The 21,222-nt window shown below is 62.6% G+C and carries 18 protein-coding genes and 1 pseudogene; 12 read left to right on the forward strand and 7 right to left on the reverse strand.

The features are described 5' to 3' along the window. Positions 1 to 116: 116 nt before the first annotated feature. Both NKJ00_RS07235 and NKJ00_RS07240 read left to right on the forward strand, forming a co-directional pair. On the forward strand, positions 117 to 650 hold the full coding sequence (locus tag NKJ00_RS07235; RefSeq protein WP_023811021.1) for a TetR/AcrR family transcriptional regulator: 534 nt from the start codon (positions 117 to 119) through the stop codon (positions 648 to 650). Further along, positions 646 to 888, forward strand: a pseudogene (locus tag NKJ00_RS07240) (SDR family oxidoreductase); the annotation flags it as partial. The gene NKJ00_RS07235 and the pseudogene NKJ00_RS07240, both read left to right, overlap by 5 nt. Positions 889 to 903: 15 nt before the next feature. Here NKJ00_RS07240 and NKJ00_RS07245 read toward each other — a convergent pair. The 6 genes from NKJ00_RS07245 to NKJ00_RS07270 form a co-directional block, all read right to left on the reverse strand. Then, positions 904 to 2,583 (reverse strand): dipeptide ABC transporter ATP-binding protein, encoded by a 1,680-nt coding sequence (locus NKJ00_RS07245; protein WP_256745239.1) that lies wholly within the window; start codon positions 2,581 to 2,583, stop codon positions 904 to 906. Between the two features lies 1 nt (position 2,584). Next, positions 2,585 to 3,436 carry an ABC transporter permease gene (locus tag NKJ00_RS07250; protein ID WP_236383514.1) on the reverse strand — a complete coding sequence of 284 codons (852 nt, stop codon included), beginning with the start codon at positions 3,434 to 3,436 and terminating at the stop codon, positions 2,585 to 2,587. Next, on the reverse strand, positions 3,433 to 4,371 hold the full coding sequence (locus NKJ00_RS07255) for an ABC transporter permease (RefSeq protein WP_127267170.1): 939 nt from the start codon (positions 4,369 to 4,371) through the stop codon (positions 3,433 to 3,435). The genes NKJ00_RS07250 and NKJ00_RS07255 overlap by 4 nt, the downstream gene beginning before the upstream one ends. A gap of 73 nt (positions 4,372 to 4,444) precedes the next feature. Further along, a complete protein-coding gene (locus tag NKJ00_RS07260; RefSeq protein WP_352629285.1) occupies positions 4,445 to 5,977 on the reverse strand; it encodes an ABC transporter substrate-binding protein in 1,533 nt (510 codons plus the stop codon). A 74-nt stretch (positions 5,978 to 6,051) separates the two neighbouring features. Continuing rightward, positions 6,052 to 7,494, reverse strand: coding sequence for an amidase (locus tag NKJ00_RS07265; RefSeq protein WP_352629287.1), 1,443 nt, complete (start codon positions 7,492 to 7,494; stop codon positions 6,052 to 6,054). Positions 7,495 to 7,540: 46 nt separating this feature from the next. Beyond that, positions 7,541 to 8,491 (reverse strand): MurR/RpiR family transcriptional regulator, encoded by a 951-nt coding sequence (locus tag NKJ00_RS07270; RefSeq protein WP_352629289.1) that lies wholly within the window; start codon positions 8,489 to 8,491, stop codon positions 7,541 to 7,543. Positions 8,492 to 8,871: 380 nt separating this feature from the next. On the opposite strand from NKJ00_RS07270, the gene NKJ00_RS07275 reads away from it, so the two are divergent. From NKJ00_RS07275 to NKJ00_RS07295, 5 genes are all read left to right on the forward strand, one after another. Continuing rightward, positions 8,872 to 10,200, forward strand: a complete 1,329-nt coding sequence (locus tag NKJ00_RS07275; protein ID WP_127267166.1) for an NAD(P)H-dependent oxidoreductase — start codon at positions 8,872 to 8,874, stop codon at positions 10,198 to 10,200. A gap of 2 nt (positions 10,201 to 10,202) precedes the next feature. Continuing rightward, a complete protein-coding gene (locus NKJ00_RS07280; protein WP_352629291.1) occupies positions 10,203 to 11,231 on the forward strand; it encodes a thiamine pyrophosphate-dependent dehydrogenase E1 component subunit alpha in 1,029 nt (342 codons plus the stop codon). Next, positions 11,231 to 12,229, forward strand: coding sequence for an alpha-ketoacid dehydrogenase subunit beta (locus NKJ00_RS07285; protein WP_352582015.1), 999 nt, complete (start codon positions 11,231 to 11,233; stop codon positions 12,227 to 12,229). The genes NKJ00_RS07280 and NKJ00_RS07285 overlap by 1 nt, the downstream gene beginning before the upstream one ends. 3 nt (positions 12,230 to 12,232) lie before the next feature. Then, on the forward strand, positions 12,233 to 13,642 hold the full coding sequence (locus tag NKJ00_RS07290) for a pyruvate dehydrogenase complex dihydrolipoamide acetyltransferase (RefSeq protein WP_352629293.1): 1,410 nt from the start codon (positions 12,233 to 12,235) through the stop codon (positions 13,640 to 13,642). Between the two features lie 114 nt (positions 13,643 to 13,756). Beyond that, a complete protein-coding gene (locus NKJ00_RS07295; RefSeq protein WP_127271283.1) occupies positions 13,757 to 14,125 on the forward strand; it encodes a hypothetical protein in 369 nt (122 codons plus the stop codon). 29 nt (positions 14,126 to 14,154) lie between these two features. Here the strand turns inward: NKJ00_RS07295 and NKJ00_RS07300 are convergent, their stop codons facing one another. Next, positions 14,155 to 15,126: a sugar-binding transcriptional regulator gene (locus tag NKJ00_RS07300; RefSeq protein ID WP_027038053.1), complete on the reverse strand. Its 972-nt coding sequence runs from the start codon at positions 15,124 to 15,126 to the stop codon at positions 14,155 to 14,157. 259 nt (positions 15,127 to 15,385) lie between these two features. On the opposite strand from NKJ00_RS07300, the gene NKJ00_RS07305 reads away from it, so the two are divergent. The 5 genes from NKJ00_RS07305 (at position 15,386) to NKJ00_RS07325 (ending at position 21,152) form a co-directional block, all read left to right on the forward strand. Beyond that, positions 15,386 to 16,372 carry an ABC transporter substrate-binding protein gene (locus NKJ00_RS07305; protein ID WP_352629296.1) on the forward strand — a complete coding sequence of 329 codons (987 nt, stop codon included), beginning with the start codon at positions 15,386 to 15,388 and terminating at the stop codon, positions 16,370 to 16,372. Between the two features lie 88 nt (positions 16,373 to 16,460). Further along, complete coding sequence (locus NKJ00_RS07310; protein ID WP_352629298.1) at positions 16,461 to 18,164, forward strand: ABC transporter permease; 1,704 nt, start codon at positions 16,461 to 16,463, stop codon at positions 18,162 to 18,164. Then, positions 18,152 to 19,231, forward strand: coding sequence for an ABC transporter ATP-binding protein (locus NKJ00_RS07315; protein WP_352629300.1), 1,080 nt, complete (start codon positions 18,152 to 18,154; stop codon positions 19,229 to 19,231). Before NKJ00_RS07310 ends, NKJ00_RS07315 begins: the two co-directional genes overlap by 13 nt. Then, on the forward strand, positions 19,231 to 20,397 hold the full coding sequence (locus tag NKJ00_RS07320) for an MBL fold metallo-hydrolase (RefSeq protein ID WP_128305058.1): 1,167 nt from the start codon (positions 19,231 to 19,233) through the stop codon (positions 20,395 to 20,397). The genes NKJ00_RS07315 and NKJ00_RS07320 overlap by 1 nt, the downstream gene beginning before the upstream one ends. Further along, positions 20,394 to 21,152, forward strand: coding sequence for a 5'/3'-nucleotidase SurE (locus tag NKJ00_RS07325; RefSeq protein WP_128305055.1), 759 nt, complete (start codon positions 20,394 to 20,396; stop codon positions 21,150 to 21,152). The genes NKJ00_RS07320 and NKJ00_RS07325 overlap by 4 nt, the downstream gene beginning before the upstream one ends. Positions 21,153 to 21,222: the final 70 nt, after the last annotated feature.

Below are 21,222 nucleotides of genomic sequence, written 5' to 3' on the forward strand. Positions count from 1 at the left end.
AAGCGCGGATATCGGGACACATATCGACTGCGGGTCCCGATTTCAAATAATGGCGGTCTTACTGTACCGTCTGGACGGTCTTGTCAATTGGGCCTAAGCTTGCGATGGGAGGTGCCATGAGAGCCCAAAGACCGAATTCGCGCGAGAAGATTCTCGCCGCGGCGGCTGATGTTGCCCGGGAATCCGGACCAGGCAGCCTGTCGCTGGATGCCGTCGCCAGCCGTGCCGGCGTGTCGAAGGGAGGGCTCCTCTACAATTTCCCGACCAAGGCCAAATTGATGCAAGGTTTGGTCGAAGGCTATCTGCGTGAGTTCGAGCATGCGCTGGAAGCCGCCCGAACAAATGACAAGGACGAAAATCCCCTGGCTGTCTACATCAGGCTGTCAGCCAATGATTGCGAGGAAAAGCAGCCGTCGGCGTCCTGGATTTTCTCGGCCATCGCCGAGGATCCCGATTTCATGATGCCGATAAAGACCTTCAAGCGGCAGCTTTTCGAGCGACTGAAAGGCGAGACGCCGGATCTCAAATCGCTGTTGATCTGCTATCTCGCCATCGAGGGATTGCGCAGCATGAACCTCTTCGATTCGGATGTCCTGTCGAAAGACGAGCGAGAGCTTCTGGTATCGTCCCTGCTCGAGATCGCCAAATAGGCGTCGCCCACCCTATGTCTGGACCCCGCTGGTCGAAAGGCAGATTCCCGACACCATGAAGGCGCGCGGCATGACCGAGGAACAGGTCAAGCACGATGTGCTGCTCGCAGCCCAGCCGACCAAGGAATTCGTCACCGTCGATGAGCTTGCTGCGTTGACGCTGTTCCTGTGTTCGGACGCGGCCAGGCAGATCACCGGCACGACCTTACCGATGGAGGGCGGCTGGACGGCACAGTAGCCCGGCCCCGAAGGCTCAGCATTTGCTTCCGGCGGCCAGTAGCGGGGTGTCTCCTGGTTGGATTCCGCTGCTCGTTCGACGCGAGAGTTTCGGGATAGCGGCGATCAACTCTTGAGTATAGGCCTGCTGCGGACGATCCAGGACATCTTCCGTATTGCCATACTCAACCAGCTTGCCGTGCTGCATGACCGCAACGTGCTCGCAGAGATAACGCACCACGCCCAGATCATGGGAAATCAGGATCAGCGTCAGCGACAATTCGCGGCGCAGCCGCGCAAAGAGGCCGAGCACCTGGGCCTGGATGGTGACGTCCAGAGCGGAGGTGACTTCATCGGCGATCAATATCTCAGGTTCCAGCGCCAGGGCTCTGGCGATGCCGACGCGCTGCCGCTGGCCGCCGGAAAGCTGCGTGGTGCGTCGGTCCAGCAACTGGCGTGGCAATTCCACTTTTTCCATCAGCTCGCGGATCCGCTCCGGGATGTCTCTTTCCGGGCAGATGTTCTGTTGCCGCAGCGGTTCGGCCAGAGTTCGCGCAACCGTAAACGCCGGGTTGAGGGACATGAACGGGTCCTGGAACACCATCTGCAGTTTGCGAACCTGCTCCGGTCGGCGCTGCCTTAGCGCGCGATCGAGCGATTGGCCGTCCACCTCGATCTCTCCTTGTTCCGGCTGCACCAGGCCTGCAATGGCCCGGGCTATGGTGCTCTTGCCGGAACCGGACTCGCCGACGATCCCCAGTGCCCCACCGCGCCGCAATGCCAGCGAAACATTGTCGACCGCGCGCACGATCTGCGGCGGCTTGCGTGTCGCCCAGGCTGCAAGGCTCTGCCCTGGGTAGAAGTTCACGCACAGGTTCTTCACCAGGAGATGCGGTTCCGTCGCCACGGGGCATGCATGCGTGGTCGGCTTCATCAGCGAGGGTTGGGAAGCGATCAGGCGCTTCGTGTATTCATGGGCGGGGTCACGCAGGATCTGATCGACCGAGCCGATTTCCAGCACCGCGCCGTCCTTCATGACGACGACGCGGTCGCACATTTCCGCGATCACGCCAAGGTCGTGAGAGACCAGAATGACCGACAGCTTGCGTTCACGCCGGATGCCGCGGAGCAGGTCGAGTATCTGAGCTTGCACCGTCACATCAAGTGCCGTCGTGGGTTCGTCGGCAATCAGCAGTTTCGGTTCGCAGGCAAGGGCCGCCGCAATCATCACCCGCTGACGCATGCCACCGGATAGCTCGTGAGGATAGGCGCCCGCGCGCCTTGGCGCGTCCTTGATGTGCATGTCTTCGAGCAGTCCGACCGCCCGCGCATTGGCCTGCCGCCAGGATATGCCCTGATGGACCACCATCGCTTCGCCCACCTGACGCCCGACCGTCATGATCGGATCAAGATGCGTCGACGGGTTCTGGAAGATCATCGCCGCTTGCCCGCCACGCAGCTGGCCCAGTTCGGCATCCTTCATGGCGAGGACATCGCTGCCCTCGAACATGATCCGGCCCGACTTCACCAGTGCGTTGCCGGCAATCAGCTTGAGGATGGCTCTGCAGGCCACCGTCTTGCCCGATCCGGATTCACCGACGATCCCAAGGACCTCTCCCGCCTTCAATGAAAAGCTGACGCCGCGCAGGGCGTGGACGTCGCCAAAATTGGTGGCGAAGTCGATGGTGAGGTTCTCGACGCTGACGAGGTCGCTCATCTCAGGATTCCGTGTTCAGGAGGCGGGCGAGACCATCAGCGGTCAACGAGAGGCCCAGTGCCAGAAGGCAGATGGCGATGCCTGGGAAGATCGCAATCCACCATGCGGTCGTCAGGTAGGTCTGCCCGTCCGCGATCATGGCGCCCCATTCGGGCGTTGGCGGTTGTACGCCGAGGCCGAGAAAACCCAATGATGATCCGAGCACGATGGCCAGCACGGCATCGGTCATGACGAAGACGATCGATGGGACGATGGCATTCGGCAGGATGTGGAACAGCATGATGCGCAAATGCCCAAAACCCATGCCACGTGCCGCCAGCACGAAATCGACGCCGCGCAGCACCAGCGCCTGGCTCCGCACAAGTCGCGCATAGCTGACCCAGTTCACCAAGGTGAGCGAGATGAAGTAGCTCTTGAGGCCGGGCCCCAGCACGGCCACGATGGCGATCACGAGGACGAAATAGGGAAATGATACGGTGACCTCGAGGATGCGCATCAGCGCCGCATCGATCCGGCCACCCAGATAGCCGGCGATAAGGCCGATGATCGTCCCCAGGATGATCGGACCGACGACGCCGAAGAAGGCCATGGCGAGATCGTAGCGTGCGGCAAACAGTGTTCGCGCCAGGACATCGCGGCCGATGGCGTCGGTGCCAAACCAATGCTCGGCGCCAGGTGGTTTCAACGCCTGCATCACATCGACCTTGATCGGGTCGAAACTGGTCAGCACTGGCGCCAAAATGGCCACGACGATCCAGGCCAAGGTGATGGCGCCGCCAATGATCAAGGTTGCCGGCATCGTCCGGATACGCGCCATGGCCAAGGAGCCGCTGCCCTGCATCACATCGCTCATAATTCCACCCTTGGGTCGAGAATGGCGGTCAAGACATCGACGGCAAAATTCGAAATGACGACACCTACGGCAAGCAGCAGGGCCACTGCCTGGACGACGAACTGGTCGTGCGTGAGAACGCCGCGGATGAGCAGGTTGCCGAGCCCTGGAATGTTGAAGACATTTTCGACAACGACCGTTCCGCCGATCAGGAAGGCGACCACGACGCCCAGCAGATTGACTGTCGGCAACAGGGAATTCCAGAACACATGCCGGGAAAAGATGTAGCTTTCCGGCAGGCCCCTGGAGCGGCAGGCGATCGCGTAATCCTTGTCCATCTGCTGAATGAAGGTCGCGCGCAGATTGCGCGCGAGGATCGGCGTCACCCCGATGCCGATCGTCAGGGCCGGCAGGAACAGATGCCACAGATTGTTGAAAAAGGTCGGCCCGTAACCGGATACGGGGAAGATCTTCAGCCGCAGGCAGAAGCCCATGATCAGCAGCAGGCCGACAAAGTAGGACGGCACGCCGACGCCCGCGACGCAGACGAGACGGATGAGGTGATCGATCCACCGTCCGCGCTGCCGGGCTGCGGTGACCGCGAGCGCGAATGTCAACAGCAGCGAGATCACGAGGCCATAGAGGATCAAGAAAACCGTTGGCGCGATCCGTGCCGCGATGACGCCGCTGACGGGACCCCGGAAGGCGATCGACTGACCGAAATCGCCGCGCAGGCAATTCAGCACGTAATAGAAATACTGCACGGGGATGGGCTGATCGAGACCGTATCGCGCCCGCACGAATTCGATCGCCTCCTGACTGGCCTTGGGGCCAAGCATGAGGCGAACCGGATCGCCGGGTGTCATTTGCAGCAGCAGGAAGGTGATCACACTGATACCCAGCAGCACGGGGATCAACTGTATCGGCCGCCTGAGCACGAAGGAGAATCGATTCATGGTCGGGATCCTGGTGTCAAATCGATGCGAGACGGGGACGAAGGTCTCGTCCCCGTCTCGCATCCTGTGCCGATCAATCCAGGCTGGTCCCGCCGATGGACGAGAATTGCAGGCCGACGTTCAGGACCAACCCTCTCACGCTCGGAGCATAGGCGTTGAGCCACGTCGGGTGATAGAGCGCCACCTGCGCCACCTCGTCCACCACGGTCTTCTGGATCTGGGCATAGAGCTCGGCCCGTTTGGCATTGTCCGCCTCACCCGAGGCTTCATCGATCAGCTTGTTGATCGTTTCGTTGTTGTAGCGGGTGTAGTAGGACTTGTTGTCGCCCGCGCCCCAGACGCACCAGCGCAATGCGTTGTCGGGATCTCGCGTCTCGTTGTACCACCAGTTCATTTCCGCCTGGTACTCGCCATCGGCGAGGCGGGTCCATGCCTGGGTTGAATCGATCTTGGCAATGTTGACGGTGATGCCGACTTCCGCCAACTGCGCCTGGATCAGCACCGCCGCCTTTTCCTCGTCGGCACTTCCGGCATTCTGAACGAGTTCGAAACTGGCTCCGGTCTTGCCGGATTCAGCCAACAGGGCCTTGGCCTTTTCGACGTCTCGGGCAATGACTGGCAGCGATTTGTCGAAGAAATCGAGTGTCGGGCTCATGATGGAACTGGCCGGCGTGCCGAGACCCAGCGTCACCGCGGCATTGATGGCGGTGCGGTCGATGCCGTAGCTGACGGCCTGGCGGAATTTGAGGTCGTTGAAGGGTTCTGCCGAATGGTTGATCAGCATGTCATAAGTGGTGCTCGAAGGTTCAGGGTCGGCGCGGAAGCCGGCGGCCTTCAACTCGGCCATGCGCGGCGCTGGAACGGCGAGGCAGACGTCGAGTTCGCCCGCCTGCAACATCGAGACCCTGGTGTTGTCATCCGGGACATAGCGGAATTCGACGCCGTCAATCTTGGGCTCGCCTTGGCGGTAATAGTGCTCGTTGCGGCCAAGGACCACGCGGTCTCCCGGCTTCAATTCGACGAATTTGAACGGCCCTGATGTGACCGGCGCCTTGGCGAAAGCGTCGTCGCCCATTTTCTCGACCGCTGCCTTCGGCACAATGCCGGTATTCCAGATTTCGGTCAGCGTCAGGAAGGGCGTGAATTTGCGATCGAGCGTCATCACCACTGTCCTGGCGTCCTTTGCCTCGATCTTGGTCAGGGGCTGGAACGGCGCCGCATAGGCGGAATCCTTCTGGAAGCGCATGCGGTTCCAGCTGAACGCCACGTCCTCGGCCGTGATCGGCGACCCATCGGAAAATTTGGCCTCGCGCAGGTGGAAGGTATAGGTCTTGCCGTCATCCGCGATGTCCCAGCTCTCGGCAAGGCCCGGGCCGACTTCAGTGCGATCGGCATTGGCATGCAGCAGGCGTGCATACATCATGCCCTGGATGAGGATATCGGCTCCGTAAGTGGTTTTGATCGGGTCCAGGGTGAGAACCTCGGCTCCATAGGCCATACGCAGTATCTTGCTGCCGTCAGCATTGGCTCGAAGCAATGTGGCCGGCAACGTCGCGATGCTGAAGCCGGCAAACGCCGCACTTTTGAGGAATACTCTGCGGTCCATGACAATCTCCCATTTTCGTTGATGATGTTCCCGGGGCGGTTCCATGCTTGTTGGTTCAAGCAGTCGTTGTTGGTTCAAGCAGTCTTGGTGATGTGGGTAGGTGGTTTGCGCTGGTGCCAGGCGTAGTCGGCTTCAAGCACCGCACCCAACCGCAGCAGCAGATCGTCGCGTCCGAACGCGGCGACAAACTGCACTCCGATCGGCAGGCCGTTTTGCGTCCAGCCGAGCGGCAGGGATATCGCCGGCGATCCGGTGCCGTTGAAGAGCGCGCTGAACGTCTCCTTCGGCGCCAGATCGGCGAACACCGTGTCGATGTCGCGGCCAGGACGATCCGGGTTGTGCGTGCCGAGCAACTCCGGCGAGATCGCGCAAGTCGGCGTCACCAGCACGTCATGGACGGCCAGGAATTCGCCAACCGTCCGCGTGATCCGGTCATACACCGCGAGAGCCGCGATCAGGCTTGCCGCATCGAGCGTTCGGCCATGGCGGTAGACGGCAAGTGTCGTCTGCTGCAGGCTGGCTTCATCGATCGGCCGCCGCAGCAGGCCCGCCAACTCGTCGAGCGACTGCGCCGTAGAAGCTGCCCAGATCACTTTCTGTGCCGCCAGATAGCGCTCATAATCGAACACGGGCCCGGCTTCGACGACCTTGTGGCCCAGTTGCTCCAGCCTCTTGCCCACTTCGAGGACTGCCGCCTTCACCTCGGGGTCGAACGGATAGCCGGACCAGGACGTTGTGCACAGGGCAATGCGCAAAGCCTTGGGTGGCGTCTTGATCGCCTGGGCATAGCTGGTGGTCGGAGGGACGATCTCATAGCTGTCGCCGGGAAGCGCACCAGAACCCAGATCAAGCAAAGCCGCCGTGTCGCGGATCGAGCGTGTCAGCATGAATGAAATGGCGAGACCCAGCATTGGCGCATTCGATTCCGGCGCGCCGCTGATCCGGCCACGGGACGGCTTCAGGCCGACGACCCCGCAAAAGGCGGCGGGGGTGCGAATGGAGCCGCCACCGTCGGCGCCTTGCGCGAAGGGGACGATGCCGGCGGCAACGGCCGCGGCTGCGCCGCCGCTCGATCCCGAAACACCCCTGCTGGTATCCCAGGGATTGCGTGTCGCACCATAGAGAGAGGATTCGGTTGCCGCCGCTATGCCGAATTCCGACGTGGTGGTACGCCCGATATTGGCAAGGCCGCCGGATCGCATTTTCACCCAGAAGGCGTGATCGTCGCCGCAAATGAAACCCTTGGCGAGAACGCTGCCGAACTCTCCCGGCCGGCCGGCTTCGATAGGGAAATCCTTGGTCAATGTCGGCATGCCGTGGAAAGGTGCGGGTCCGGGAACATCGCCCAGCCCCTCGATCGCATCGGCATAGGTTTCGATCACGGCATTGAGCTGCGGATTGACCGCGGCGATTCCTGAAAGGATGCAGTTTCCCAGTTCGCGCGGCGTAACTTCCCGATTGCGTAGGAGCTCGGCCAGACCGACGCCGTCATAGGCGGCGTATTCCGTCAACTTCATGCGCCTGCCCTCATCGTCCACAGGTCCAGCAACGGGTGATGCATCGTCATTCTTCGCCTTCTTCCTCTTTGATGTGCCGTGCGACGCGCCGTGGCGGTTTGTGGAAGGTTCGCAGGATCCCGGCGATATCCTCCAGCTCGTTCATCCGCGTCTCGGCCGATTTGCCGAGTTTCTCGGCAACGGAATGCGTGAGGAGGTTCAGAACCGAACTTATGGCGGCCGTCGAATCCCAGTACAGGTCGACGCGCGTCGATACTTCGAGCGCCAGTTTTGTGTATTCAGATGCCCAATGACTGTATTTGTCGGTAACGATGATCAGAGGAATCTTTCGGCGCTTGATCTGGGCGCACAGCCGAAAGCTCATCGCTGCGTATTCCGCCGTGTCGATCAGCAGCACGCAAGAATTTTCGCCGCTATCGGTGAGGATTTCTGAGAACGTGCCGCCCAAACCTTCGGCAAAGCGGACATCGCTCCTCACCCAGCGCAGACGCGTCGCGAAATCGAGCCCCAGTCCCTTCACGGCTTGGAAGCTGACGCAGTTCACGCGATCGCAGGTGCTCAGCAGATGAACGATTTCGGACCATATCTCGCCCTGGGCAAGGCCATAAGCCGCGGTCAAGGCCTGCTGCTCCATCTCCAGGCTGCGAGCCAATCGTTCCTGCTTTTCGCCGCCGATGCGGAAACGCAACTCGGCACTGTCCAGGCCCGGGCCAGCGGCTTTCGGTGCGGAGCGCAGGCCACGCTTCATTTCCTTGAGATCGGTGTAGCCGAGACGCCGTACGAAGCGGGTGACGCTTGCCTCGCTTACACCGGCGCCGGCGGCAATGGTGGCGCCAGTTTCAAAGGGAATGTCATGGATGTTGGCGAGCAGGTATCGCGCGATTGCCTGCTCGGTCCGGGCGAAATCCAGCCAACCCTCGCGCAACCTGGCTTCCAGCGCGCTGGCCACCTCGGTCTCACCGGAAACAGTCTTCTCGCCAGGCGTTTTCATCTTCATCGGCCGCAACGTCCCTTGGCAGACCTATTTGGAACAGACCGGAAAAGGCCACCCCAGGAAGCGCACTTCATTTCCAGTTCATGACGCGACGCTAGCACGCGAGAACACGCTGTGAAAGATAAATTTTACAATCGAATATTTCGGTATTTTTATTTCACGACCGGCCGTAATCGCAAAAAAGCGTTCCGCGCTGGCTCCGCGCCTGCGAGCGAACCTGTCTTTGCGCGCCGCGCGGTTCCCGGCTTCGTTTCGCCCATGGTTCGGGTTGCGGGGAAGTGGTTTTAAGCACGAGAATCTGGACATTAGTCTTGACAGAAATACAGATGTTCAATACCCGTCAGGCAATCGAACAAGCCTGCATTATGGGAGGAACGAGCGGTATGGCTTCCAATGTTTCGTTGACGGGCCTTGCCCGCGATCTCGAGGAACGCGCCAAGTCGGGCAAGCCTATCCGCATCGGCCTGATCGGCTCGGGCGAGATGGGAACCGACATCGTCACTCGTGTCGCTCATATGTCAGGCATCGAGATCGGCGCCATTTCCGAACTGAACCTGCCTGCCGCCAGCAAGGCCGTCGATATCGCTTTCCAGGAAACCGGGCATGCGCGCGAGGTGTCGAACGCGTCGGCGATGACGGCGGCGATGGAAGCCGGCAAGGTGGCGGTCACCAACGATGCCAGCCTTGTCATCAACAATGATCTGATCGACGTCGTCATCGACGCCACCGGGGTTCCCGCCGTCGGCGCCGAGATCGGGCTGCGCGCCATGGAACATGGCAAGCATCTGGTGATGATGAATGTCGAGGCCGACGTCACCATCGGCGCCTATCTGAAGAGCGAGGCCGACCGGCTCGGCGTCACCTATTCGCTGGGCGCCGGCGATGAGCCGTCCTCCTGCATGGAGCTGATCGAGTTCGTTTCGGCCATGGGGCATCCGATCGTTGCCGCCGGCAAGGGCAAGAACAACCCGCTCAACATCGACGCTATTCCCCCAGACTATGAGGAGGAAGCCAAGCGCCGGCACATGAATGTGCGGATGCTGGTCGAATTCGTCGACGGCTCCAAGACCATGGTCGAGATGGCGGCGATCGCCAATGCCACCGGCCTGGTTCCAGACAAGGCCGGCATGCATGGCCCGGCGGCGACGCTTGGCGAACTGTCCAAGGTGCTGGTGCCGCAGAAGGATGGCGGCGTGCTGTCGAGGGTCGGCGTCGTCGACTATTCGATCGGCAAGGGTGTCGCGCCCGGCGTCTTCGTCGTTGCCGATATGTCGCATCCGCGCATCTCCGAGCGTATGGAAGATTTGAAGATGGGCAAAGGCCCGTATTTCACTTTCCATCGTCCCTATCACCTGACCTCGCTCGAAGTGCCGCTGACCTGCGCGCGCGTCGTGCTCTACGGCAAGGCCGACATGGTGCCGCTGGCCAAACCGGTGGCCGAAGTCGCCGCCGTGGCCAAGAAGGACATGAAGCCCGGCGAGAAGCTCGATGCGATCGGCGAATATTGCTATCGTGCCTGGATCATGACGACGCCTGAGGCGCGCGCCGCCAAGGCCATTCCCTGCGGCCTGCTGCAGGGCGGCTCGGTCACCGCGCCGATCAAGAAGGGCGAGCTCATAACCTACGCGAATGCAGCGCCCGCGGCGGGCTCCAAGATCGCCGAACTGCGCGCCCGCCAGGACAAGCTCGTCTATGGGTCCGTGGGAGCGTGATCATGGCCACAGCCAGCAAAGCCGTCACTGACAGTCGCGCCAATCTGCCCTTCGTCTACCGCCACTACAGCGCCGAGCAGCTCAGGGAGGTGCTCCACAAGATGTACCTGATCCGCCGCTTCGAAGAGGGCGCGGAGGAGTGCTACACGCGCGGTCTCATCCACGGCACCATGCATTTGTCGATCGGCCAGGAAGCCAGCGCCATGGGCATCTGCATGCCGCTTGCCGAGGATGACCAGATCACCTCGACGCATCGCGGTCATGGCCACTGCATTGCCAAGGGTGCCGAGGTCAAGCGCATGTTCGCCGAGTTCTTCGGCAAGACCACAGGCTATTGCAAGGGCCGTGGCGGCTCGATGCACATCGCCGATGTCGGCAAGGGCAATCTCGGCGCCAATGGCATCGTCGGCGGCGGCATCCCGATCGCCGTCGGGGCGGCATTGTCCTCCAAGATGATGAAGACCGGCAAGGTCGTGGTCTCGTTCTTCGGCGATGGCGCCAACAATGAAGGCGCTTTCCACGAGGCGCTCAACATGGCGGCGGTCTGGAAGCTGCCCGTCATTTTCGTCTGCGAGAACAATGGCTACGGCATGTCCACATCGACAGCCCGCTCGACCGCGGTCAAGAACATCGCCGAGCGCGCCGCCGCCTATTCGATGCCGGGCGTCATCGTCAACGGCAACATCTTCTCCGAGGTCGCCGAGGCGTCTCATCAGGCTATCGCCCGAGCCCGCGCCGGCGAGGGGCCGACGCTGATCGAGTCCAAGACCTACCGCCATCGCGGCCATTCCAAGAGCGACCGCAACCGCTATCGCACCAAGGAAGAGATCGAGGACTGGATGTCGAACCGCGATCCGATCACCCTGTTCGAAAGCGAGCTCAGGGAATTCGGCTTCATCGACGACAAGGGCATCGAGGCCATTCGCGATTCCGTGGCGCAAGAGATCGCCGAGGGCATCGAGTTCGCCAAGGCGAGCCCATCGCCCGATATCAGCGAGACCGGAAATTACGTGTATACGGAGCAGGCGTGATGGACGCGATGGTGCGTGAACTGAGCTACGCCCAGGCGATCCAGGAAGCCATGGCGATCGCCATGGACATGGACGAACGCGTTTTCCTGATGGGCGAAGATATCGGTGTCTATGGCGGCGCCTTCCAGGTCACCGGCGACCTGGTCGAACGTTACGGCGCTGACCGCGTCATCGACACGCCGATTTCGGAACTGGGCGGCGCGGGCGTCGCGGTGGGGGCTGCCCTCACCGGCATGCGGCCGATCTTCGAGTTCCAGTTTTCCGATTTCGCCACGCTTGCCATGGAGCAGATCGTCAACCAGGCGGCCAAGATGCGCTTCATGCTGGGCGGCGAGGTTTCGGTTCCCGTGGTGATGCGCTTTCCCGCCGGTTCCGGCACCGGTGCGGCGGCTCAGCACAGCCAGAGCCTCGAGGCCTGGCTCGGCCATGTGCCGGGTCTGAAAGTCATCCAGCCGGCGACCCCCCATGATGCCAAGGGTATGCTCTTGGCGGCGGTCGCCGATCCCGATCCGGTCATGATCTTCGAGCACAAGCTGCTCTACAAGATGAAGGGACCGGTGCCCGAAGGCTATTACACCGTGCCGATCGGCAAGGCAGATATCCGCCGCGAGGGCCGGGATCTGACCATCGTCGCCACCTCGATCATGGTGCAGAAGGCGCTCGACGCGGCTGCCGCGCTGGAGAGCGAAGGCATCGACGTCGAAGTCGTCGATCTCCGCACCATCCGGCCGATGGACAAGCAGACCGTCATCGACAGTGTCAAGAAGACGTCGCGGCTGCTATGCGTCTACGAAGCGGTCAAGACGCTGGGCATCGGCGCCGAGGTCAGCGCCATGATCGCCGAGAGCGAAGCGTTCGATTATCTCGATGCGCCGATCGTGCGGCTGGGCGGCGCCGAAACGCCGATCCCCTATAATCCGGAGCTCGAGAAGGCGACGGTGCCGCAAATTCCCGACATCATCACCGCTGCGCGCGACCTCGTGAAAGGGGTTCGCTGAGAAATGCCGACCGAAGTCATTCTTCCCAAGGTCGACATGGACATGGCGACCGGACAGATCTCGCGTTGGTTCGCCGAGGAAGGCGCGCACGTCAAGAAGGGCGATGTGCTGTTCGAGATCGAAACCGACAAGGCGGCGATGGAGATCGACGCGCCGGCCAGCGGCGTGTTGCGCGACGTCACCGGCAAGGAAGGTGTCGATATTGCGGTCGGTGCAGCTGTTGCATGGATCTATGCCGACGGTGAAAGCTATGCGCCAAATTCCCCCCTCAAGGGGGAGATGTCGACGAAGTCGAGAGAGGGGGTTGTCTCAGGAGGCACCCCTGTACCGTCGAGCCCAGTCGAACCGACCCCACCCGACCGGCCTGCGGCCGGCCACCCTCCCCTCGAGGGGGAGGGGAAAGCCCGCGCGACACCTTTGGCCCGACGCCTGGCCCGCGAGGCTGGCCTGAACCTCTCAACCGTATCCGGCACAGGCCCATACGGGCGTGTTGTAAAAGCCGATATCGACGCCGCACTTTCCTCCCTCCTCGAGGGGGAGGTGTCCGCGAAGCGGACGGAGGGGGTCGCCTCAGGAGGCGCCGCCCAATTCAGCACCGCCCTGGCGCCGACACCGGTCGAAGCGACCCCACCCGACCGGCCCGTGGCCGGCCACCCTCCCCTCAAGGGGGAGGGGGACGTGCTGCGTCTGTTCGAACAGGGCTCCTACGACCTCGTCCCGCATGACAATATGCGCAAGACCATCGCGCGCCGCCTGGTCGAAGCCAAGACCACCATCCCGCATTTCTACCTGACGCTCGACTGCGAACTCGATGCGCTGCTGGCGCTGCGCACGCAGATCAATGCGGCCGCACCGGTGAAGAAGACCGATAAGGGCGATGCTCCGGCCTACAAGCTGTCGGTCAACGACATGGTCATCAAGGCTATGGCGATGGCGCTGAAGGCGGTGCCGGATGCCAATGCCTCATGGACCGAAAGCGCCATGGTCAAGCACAAGCATGCCGATGTCGGCGTTGCCGTGTCGATCCCGGGCGGCCTGATCACACCGATTATCCGCAAGGCCGACGAAAAGACGCTGTCCACCATTTCCAACGAGATGAAGGACCTGGCCAGCCGTGCGCGCAGCCGCAAGCTGAAGCCGGAAGAGTACCAGGGCGGCACCACGGCGGTGTCCAATCTCGGCATGTTCGGCATCAAGGACTTTGCCGCCGTCATCAACCCGCCGCATGCGACCATCCTGGCGGTCGGCGCCGGCGAGGAGCGGGCGGTGGTCAAGAACGGCGAGATCAAAATAGCCACCGTGATGTCGGTGACGCTGTCGACCGATCATCGCGCCGTCGATGGCGCGCTGGGTGCCGAATTGCTGGTCGCCTTCAAGCGCCTGATCGAGAACCCGATGGGCCTGCTGGTCTGATCCACCAAGCAGAAGCCGGCGCCGAATGATGCGCCGGCTTACGACAGAAACGACTTGTCAGGCGCCAACCCTTGACCCATGTTCTATCTGGACTGCGATCCAGGGAGGCCAAATATGCCCGCATTCGACCCGTCTGACGTCAAAACCCTGTTCGGCAAGGTCATGGGAGCGTCGCCATCCGACATCAAGCTGGTGGCGCAGCGCCTGCACGACCACGCCTTCGAGCCGCGCATGTCGGCGGACGAGACCAGGCAGCTCGTCGCCAGCCTCGGCTATGACAGCCTGGACGCGTTCTGCGCCGACATCGGCTTGCCCACGCACATCGCCGAGCGGTGGAGCCGTTTCGGTGTTTCCGGCGAGATGAAGCAGGTGTTCACGCTGTTGGCGGCGCAGCGCAAGCGGGTGGCCGAGGCGGTCGCCGAATTCGAATCCATGACCCATGTCGGTGTCGAGGATTTTTTGCGCGAGCGCGGGCTCATTTAGCGGGAAACACGGGAGCCAGTCGGATCGGCTCAGCCGCCCTTGGCAAGCAGCGCCGTGGCGGTATCGCTGTCGGTGATCAGCACGTTGGTGTCGACGGCTTTCAGCGCGGCGAGGATCGCCGCGACCTTGCGCTTGCCGCCCGCGGCGAGGACGACATTAGGCACGTTGCTGACCACATCGAGATCGATGGCCATGACGCGGCTGTTGACCTCGTGGTCGACCAGCCCGCCGGCGGCATCGACGAAATAGCACAGCATGTTGGCGACCGCGCCCTTCGCTTTCAGCGGAGCGATCAGCGATGACGGCACGATGCCGTGCCGGAAGATGGTGGCGTCCGGCGACATGTCGCCGACGGTGAGCAGCGCGATGTCGGCGGTCGCCGCGCGTTGGCGTACATCCTGCAGGGTCGGCTGCGCCCAGAGGAGATCGCGCAGCGAGGAATTGTCGACCGTCACCGGCGCGGTGATCTGGTAGCTGTCGACTTCGAAGACGTCTGCGACCTTGGCTGCAACGATCGATGGATTGATCCATTGCGAATGCGGCAGGCTGCCGACGAGCGCCACCACGCAGGCACGCTTCAACTGCCGGCGGGCAAGGAAGCCGAGGCTGGCATGCAGGGTCGCGCCGCCACCGATCGCCAGCGTCATGCCGTCCTGCATCTGCTCGCCGAGATAGGCCGCGACGGCGTGGCCGATGGCCTTCTCCAGATGGTCATGCGCCGAAGGCGTCGGGATGACGACGGCGGCATTCAGACCCCAGCGCTTTTCCAGCTCCCGCTCGAGCGCCACCTGTCCGGCGGTCGGCGCGTTGATCATGGTGACGACGATGCCTTCGGCGGTGCAGGAGGCCAGCGTACGCATGACCTTCACCCTGGAGACATCGAGTTTTTCGGCGATCTGTTCCTGGGTGAAACCTTCGACATAGTAGAGCCATGCCGTCTTGACGGTAAGGTCCGACGAGACCATCGGCAGGCGAGCCTGTCTGGGTTTTTCTGTGGTCATCGGTTCCTGTCCCTCATGAGCCGTGGCCTGCCCGGTGCTCATCAAGGAAACACCGGCCGGATGTCAACTGATGCCGGATCTTCGGCGTGTCGATTGTCGCACATTTCTGTTCATTTGTAATTGACATCGTACATATGAACATATTTTGTGGGTTTCACGCGCTGTGTCATCCACCAGTCATATGCGCCGTGCAGGGAGGAAGAGACGGGGAGCCGGCCAGAGCCGGACCGGTCATGCACAGACAAGACAGGAGGTCTCATTGAAGACGCACTTCATCAAGCTGCTGGCCAGCCAGCTGGCACTCGCGGCAACTTTGTTTGCCGGCGTGGCAAACGCCGAAACACTGACGCTCTACACGTCCCAGCCGGAAGCCGACGCGGCCAAGACCGTGGATGCCTTCAAGAAGGCACAGCCGGGTATCGATGTGAATATCTATCGCTCGGGAACGAGCGATATCCTGACTAAGATGGCGGCCGAGTTTGCCGCCGGCAGCCCGCAGCCCGACGTGCTTCTGATCGCCGATGCGGTCTCGATGGAGCTGTTGAAGAAGGACGACCGGCTGCTGCCCTATCCCGAGGCAAAGCTCGAAGGCATCGAGGCGGATGCCTATGATGCCGGCAAGACCTATTTCGGCAGCAAGCTGATCACCACGGGCATCGTCTACAACACCGCGGCCGCCGAAAAGCCGGAGCATTGGGCCGATCTCGTCAAGCCGGCCTATGCCGACGGCCTGGTCATGCCGAGCCCGCTCTATTCGGGTGCGGCCGCCTACCTGCTTTCGGGCTTCGTCGGCGACACCAATTATGGCTGGGATTTCTTCCAGAAGCTGAAGACCAACAACACCGTCAGCGTGCGCGGCAATGGTGCCGTGCTGAAGTCGGTGGCATCAGGCGAGAAGCCCTATGGCATCCTGGTCGACTTCATGGCGATGAACGCCAAGAAGAAGGGCTCGCCGGTCGAGTTCGTTTTCCCGTCGGAAGGCGTGCCGGCGGTGACCGAACCGGTCGCCATCATGAAGACCGCCAGGAATGTCGATGGCGCCAAGAAGTTCGTCGACTTCATTCTTTCCGATGACGGCCAGAAGCTGGCGCTTTCGATGGGCTATCTGCCGGCGCGTGCCTCGGTCGGCCGCCCCGAATGGCTGCCGGAAGGCGTCAAGGTCAAGGTGATGTCGTTCGACACCAAGGCAATCGTCGCTAAGACCGACGCCGACAAGGCGAAGTTCTCGGAACTGTTCGGCGGCTGAGCCGGCAATCCAGTCGGCATGCCCCCCTAGCGGCATGCCGACTGCGAAATCCGAGCGCATCGGCCGATCGATCCCAGGAAACGCAATCATGTCAACACGGATCAGGGAAAGCCGGGGCCAGGAAATGGCCCTGACGGCGGCGGTGGCCATCGTCATCGTCCTGCTTTCGCTGCTGCCGATGCTGAGCCTGATCAAGGAAATCGTGGCACCCGGCGGCACGCTGTCGACCGTCGCGATAAAGGCGGGGCTCGCCAGTCCGGCGACCTGGATCGCCACCTGGCACACACTGGTCGTCGGTATCGGCGGCACCCTGCTTGCGGTGCTGTCGGGAACGCTGGTGGCAGTGCTCGTTACGCTGACCGATATCCGCGCTCGCAGCGCCATGGTGCTCTGTTACGTCATGCCCCTGATGATCGCGCCGCAGGTGACGGCGCTGGCCTGGCTGCAATTGTTCGGCCCGGCAAGCCCGTTCCTCAAGCTGTTCGGGGCGGCACCGCCGCTCGGGACCAGGAACCCGCTCTATTCGACATCGGGCATCATCCTGCTGCTCGGCGTGCAGTATGGCCCGCTGGTCTTCCTGCTGGTGCGCGCCGGCCTGCGCAAGCTGCCGCGCGAACTGATCGAAGCGGCGCGGGCGGGCGGTGCCGGCTGGTTCACCATGCTGGTCACCATCGTGCTGCCGTTGATGACGCCCTCGATCATGGCCGCCGCCGCACTCGCCTTCGTCTCCTGCGTCGGCAATTTCGGCATTCCGGCCTTTCTAGGCATTCCCGCCAACTATCTCGTGCTGCCGACGCTGATCTATCAGAAGCTGGCCGGCGGCGGTCCTGCCGTGCTCGGCGAAACCGCGTTCCTGTCGGTGCTGATCGGCATTATCGCCATGGCCGGCATCCTTGCCCAGGAGATCATGAGCCGCCGCCGCGACTATCGCATCAGTTCCACGTCGCTGGCGGCTGAGCCATACGAACTCGGCCGATGGCGGCCGGCCGTGCAGGCCGGCATGTGGCTGCTGATCATCGTGGTGCTGTTCCTGCCGCTGTTCGGGCTGGTTCTGACATCGCTGGTGCCGGGCTACGGCATCGCGCTCACCGCCAAGACGGCAACCTTCGACAATTATCGCTTCGTGCTGTTCGAGCATGATGCCGCCAGCCGCGCCTTCTTCAACAGCTTCTGGCTGTCGATCGCGGCTGCCTTCTTCGCGGTCCTGGTCGCCGTGCCAATCGGCTATCTGATCGCCTGGGGCAAGCAGCGCTGGGTGCGGCTGCTCAATCTGTCGGTGGAACTGCCCTATGCTCTGCCCGGTGTGGTGCTGGCGATCGCCTCGCTGCTCATGTTCCTGCGGCCGATCCCGCTCACCGGCATCCAGCTCTACAACACGGTCTGGATCATCCTCTACGCCTATCTCGCCCGCTTCCTGGTGCTGGCGCTGCGGCCAACCATCAGCGGCTATCACCAGATCGACCGGGCGCTGGAGGAAGCGGCGCAAGTGGCAGGCGCCGGGCTGTTCACCCGCATGCGCACGATCATCTTTCCCTTGGTGGCACCGGCGGCGATCGCCGGCGGCCTGCTGATCTTCATGACGGCCTTAAGCGAACTTACCGTTTCCGCACTGCTGTGGTCGTCGGGCTCGGAAACCATCGGCGTGGTGATGTTCTCCTTCGAGCAGGGCGGCGATTCCAACTATGCGGCGGCGATGTCCGTCATCACCGTGGCGGTCACTTTCGTGCTCATCCTGGTGACCAATCTGCTTGCCCCCTACCTTCCGACCGGAGTGCTGCCATGGCGCGATTGAGCCTGGACAATGTGACCAAGAGCTTCGCCAATTTCGATGCCGTCAAGGACGTGTCGATCGACGTCGCCGACGGCGAGTTCCTGGCAGTGCTCGGCCCTTCCGGCTGCGGCAAGACGACGTTGCTGAGGCTGGTCGCTGGATTCGAGAAAGTGACGTCGGGCGAAATCCGCATCGGCAGCGAGGCCGTGTCGGGCAAGGGCGGCAGCATCGCGCCGGAAAAGCGGCGCGTCGGCATCGTCTTCCAGAACTATGCGCTGTGGCCGCATATGACGGTGGCCGAGAACATCGGCTATTCGCTGAAGGTGGCGAAGCTCGACAAGGCCGTCGCCCGCCGGAAGGTTGAAGACGCACTGGCCCTTGTCGATCTGCAAGGGCTGGGCGAGCGTCGGCCGGCCAATCTTTCCGGCGGCCAGCGCCAGCGCGTGGCGCTGGCGCGCTGCCTTGTCGCCGCGCCCTCGCTGGTGCTGTTCGATGAGCCGCTCGCCAATCTCGACGTGCATCTGAGGGCATCGATGGAGGACGAGTTCGCATCCTTCCACAAGCGCACCGGCACCACTATCGTCTACATCACCCATGATCAGGCCGAGGCGATGGCATTGGCCGACCGCATCGCGGTGATGGATGGCGGGCGCCTTGCCCAGCTGGCGACGCCGCGCGAGCTCTATCATGAGCCGGCAAATGAAATGGTCGCATCCTTCATTTCGCAAGGCATTTTGCTGCCTGCGGATGTGTTGAGTGTGGAAGAAAGAGGCCACTGCAAGGTCCGGGTTCTCGGCGCGGAACTGGTTGTCCGCTGCCGGCCTGGCGAGCGGCCGCGCGCTGGCGCCAAGATCTGCTGCCGGTCAGCCGATCTTGACGTGTCGCCGGACGGTCCCGGCTTCGATGGCCTGGTCAAGCGGGTGATCTATCAGGGTGGCTCGGCGCGTATCGAATTCACGCCTTCGACCAGTCCCGACATCACCTTGCACTTCGAACAGCCCGACCCAGTCATGCTGGAAAGCGGGTCCCGGGCCCGTCTGCGCATAAGGTCCGGCTGGCTGATCCCGGCGGCGGGGGCGGCATCGTGATGATGCTCGACCTGCTCGGCGGCTTTGGCGAAAAGGGCCGCACCAGCCTTGCTGTGAGCAGCGGCAAGGATCGCATCCTGCTCGACGTCGGCATCAAGGTCGGCGCCTCGGGGGCGGACTACTATCCGGCGCTGAACGGGTCGGCCGCCGACATCGAAGCGCTGTTCGTCTCGCATGCGCATGAGGATCATGTCGGCGCGCTGAGCTGGCTGCTGTCGCGCGGCTATGCCGGCCCGATTTTCATGACGGCGGAGACCCGCAATGAGGCGCCTGCCACGCTCGCGGGCTATGCTGAGCTCGAGGATTTCAGGCGGTTCCCTTTTCCCGAAGACCGCATCCAATTGTTCGAACCCGGCGATACGCTGAAGAGCGGAAATCTCACGATTCGAACGGGACGCTCCGGGCATGTGGTGGGCGGCGTCTGGTTTGCCGTGGACGATGGCGAGAGCCGCGTCGCCTATTCGGCCGATGTGGTGCCGGACAGCAATGTCTTCGTCATGGACACGATGCCGCACTGCGACCTGCTTGTCCTCGATGCTTCCTATGGCGCCGATCCGGTGCCGGGGGCGGCGCGGGCGCTCGAAATATCGCAGTGGGTTGCGAGGCATTCGGGCGGGTGTCTTTTGCCGACGCCGCTCTCGGGTCGGTCGCTGGAGCTGATCGCGGCCTTGCCTGGGCCGTTCGCGATCCATGCCGGCATGCGTTCGTCGCTGGAAGCGCAGATCGGCGCCACCGCATCCCTGTTGCCAAGTGTCTCAGAACTCTTGCTTCGCCGCCTGCAAGACGCAGCCGACTGGACCGATGCCGATCCCCTGCCGCCAATCCCGTTGCTGGCGGATGACGGTATGGGTGAGGCCGGCCCGTCGTCGCGCCTCTTGCCGCGTGCCGACCATTCCGGTTTTCCGGTGCTGCTTACCGGCCATCTGCCGTCAGGTTCGCCGGGCGATCTGTTGCACAAGGCCGGCCGGGCGGACTGGGTGCGCATGCCGACCCATCCGACGCTGTCGGGCAATGTCGACATCTGGGAAACGGCCGGCCGTCCCGCCGCACTCGGTCATTCCTGCACGCCGGACCTTCTCGGCGATTTGCAAGCCCACATCCCGTCGCTGCGGACGCAATGCCGCACCGGCCAGCGCATCACGGTGCCTGAGGCAAGAAAACGATGAGAATTCTGATCTGCAACGACGATGGCATCGAAGCGCCGGGGCTTGCCCGTCTCGTCAAGGCCGCCGGCACGTTGAGCGACGATGTCTGGGTGGTCGCGCCCGACGGCAAGCGCACCGCTGCCAGCTCGTCATTAACGATTGCCAGGCCGTTGACCATGCGGCGCGTCAAGCCGAACTGGTACTCCTGTTCCGGCACCCCGGCCGATTGCGTGGTAAGCGCTATGACCTGGCTGTTCGCCGATTCCGAGAAACCGGGCCTTGTGCTGTCGGGCGTCAACGATGGCCGCAACGTTGCCGAGGACCTTGCCTATTCCGGAACGCTCGGCATTGCGCGGGAGGCGACTTTCTGGGGCGTTCCAGCCATCGGCTTCTCCCGCGTGAAGAATCCTGATTTCACCGATGGCGACGACCAATGGCTTGGCGCGCTGATCGCTTCATTGTGGCAATCGCGCGCCGACTGGGCCGCTGAGGGTCATTGGCTGAGCATCAACCTGCCGACCTTGCTGCCGGCCGAAATCCGACAGCCGCGCATCGGTCGCGACAAGATCGCCCGCAGAGCCGAAATCGTTGAAAGCGACGGCGATCGCACTGTCATCACGGTGCCGCGCGGTCGGGCTCATGACAGCCAGCCGGGCGACGAGAACGAGGCGATCGATGCCGGCTTCATCAGCATCAACCGGCTGAACTGGTTTGGCGAGACACGGCTGGACGAACGGTTTCTGGACGGGATCGCGCGCCAGCGGCAAACTGGCTGACCTCAGGGCTTCAATCGGATTGTGGAGGTGGTTTGAGTCGCGCCACATCTCACCGGCGCTGATCCGCGCG

Origin of the sequence: Mesorhizobium sp. M0227 (assembly GCF_040321855.1) — a bacterium.
In the GTDB taxonomy this organism is placed as follows: Bacteria; Pseudomonadota; Alphaproteobacteria; order Rhizobiales; family Rhizobiaceae; genus Mesorhizobium.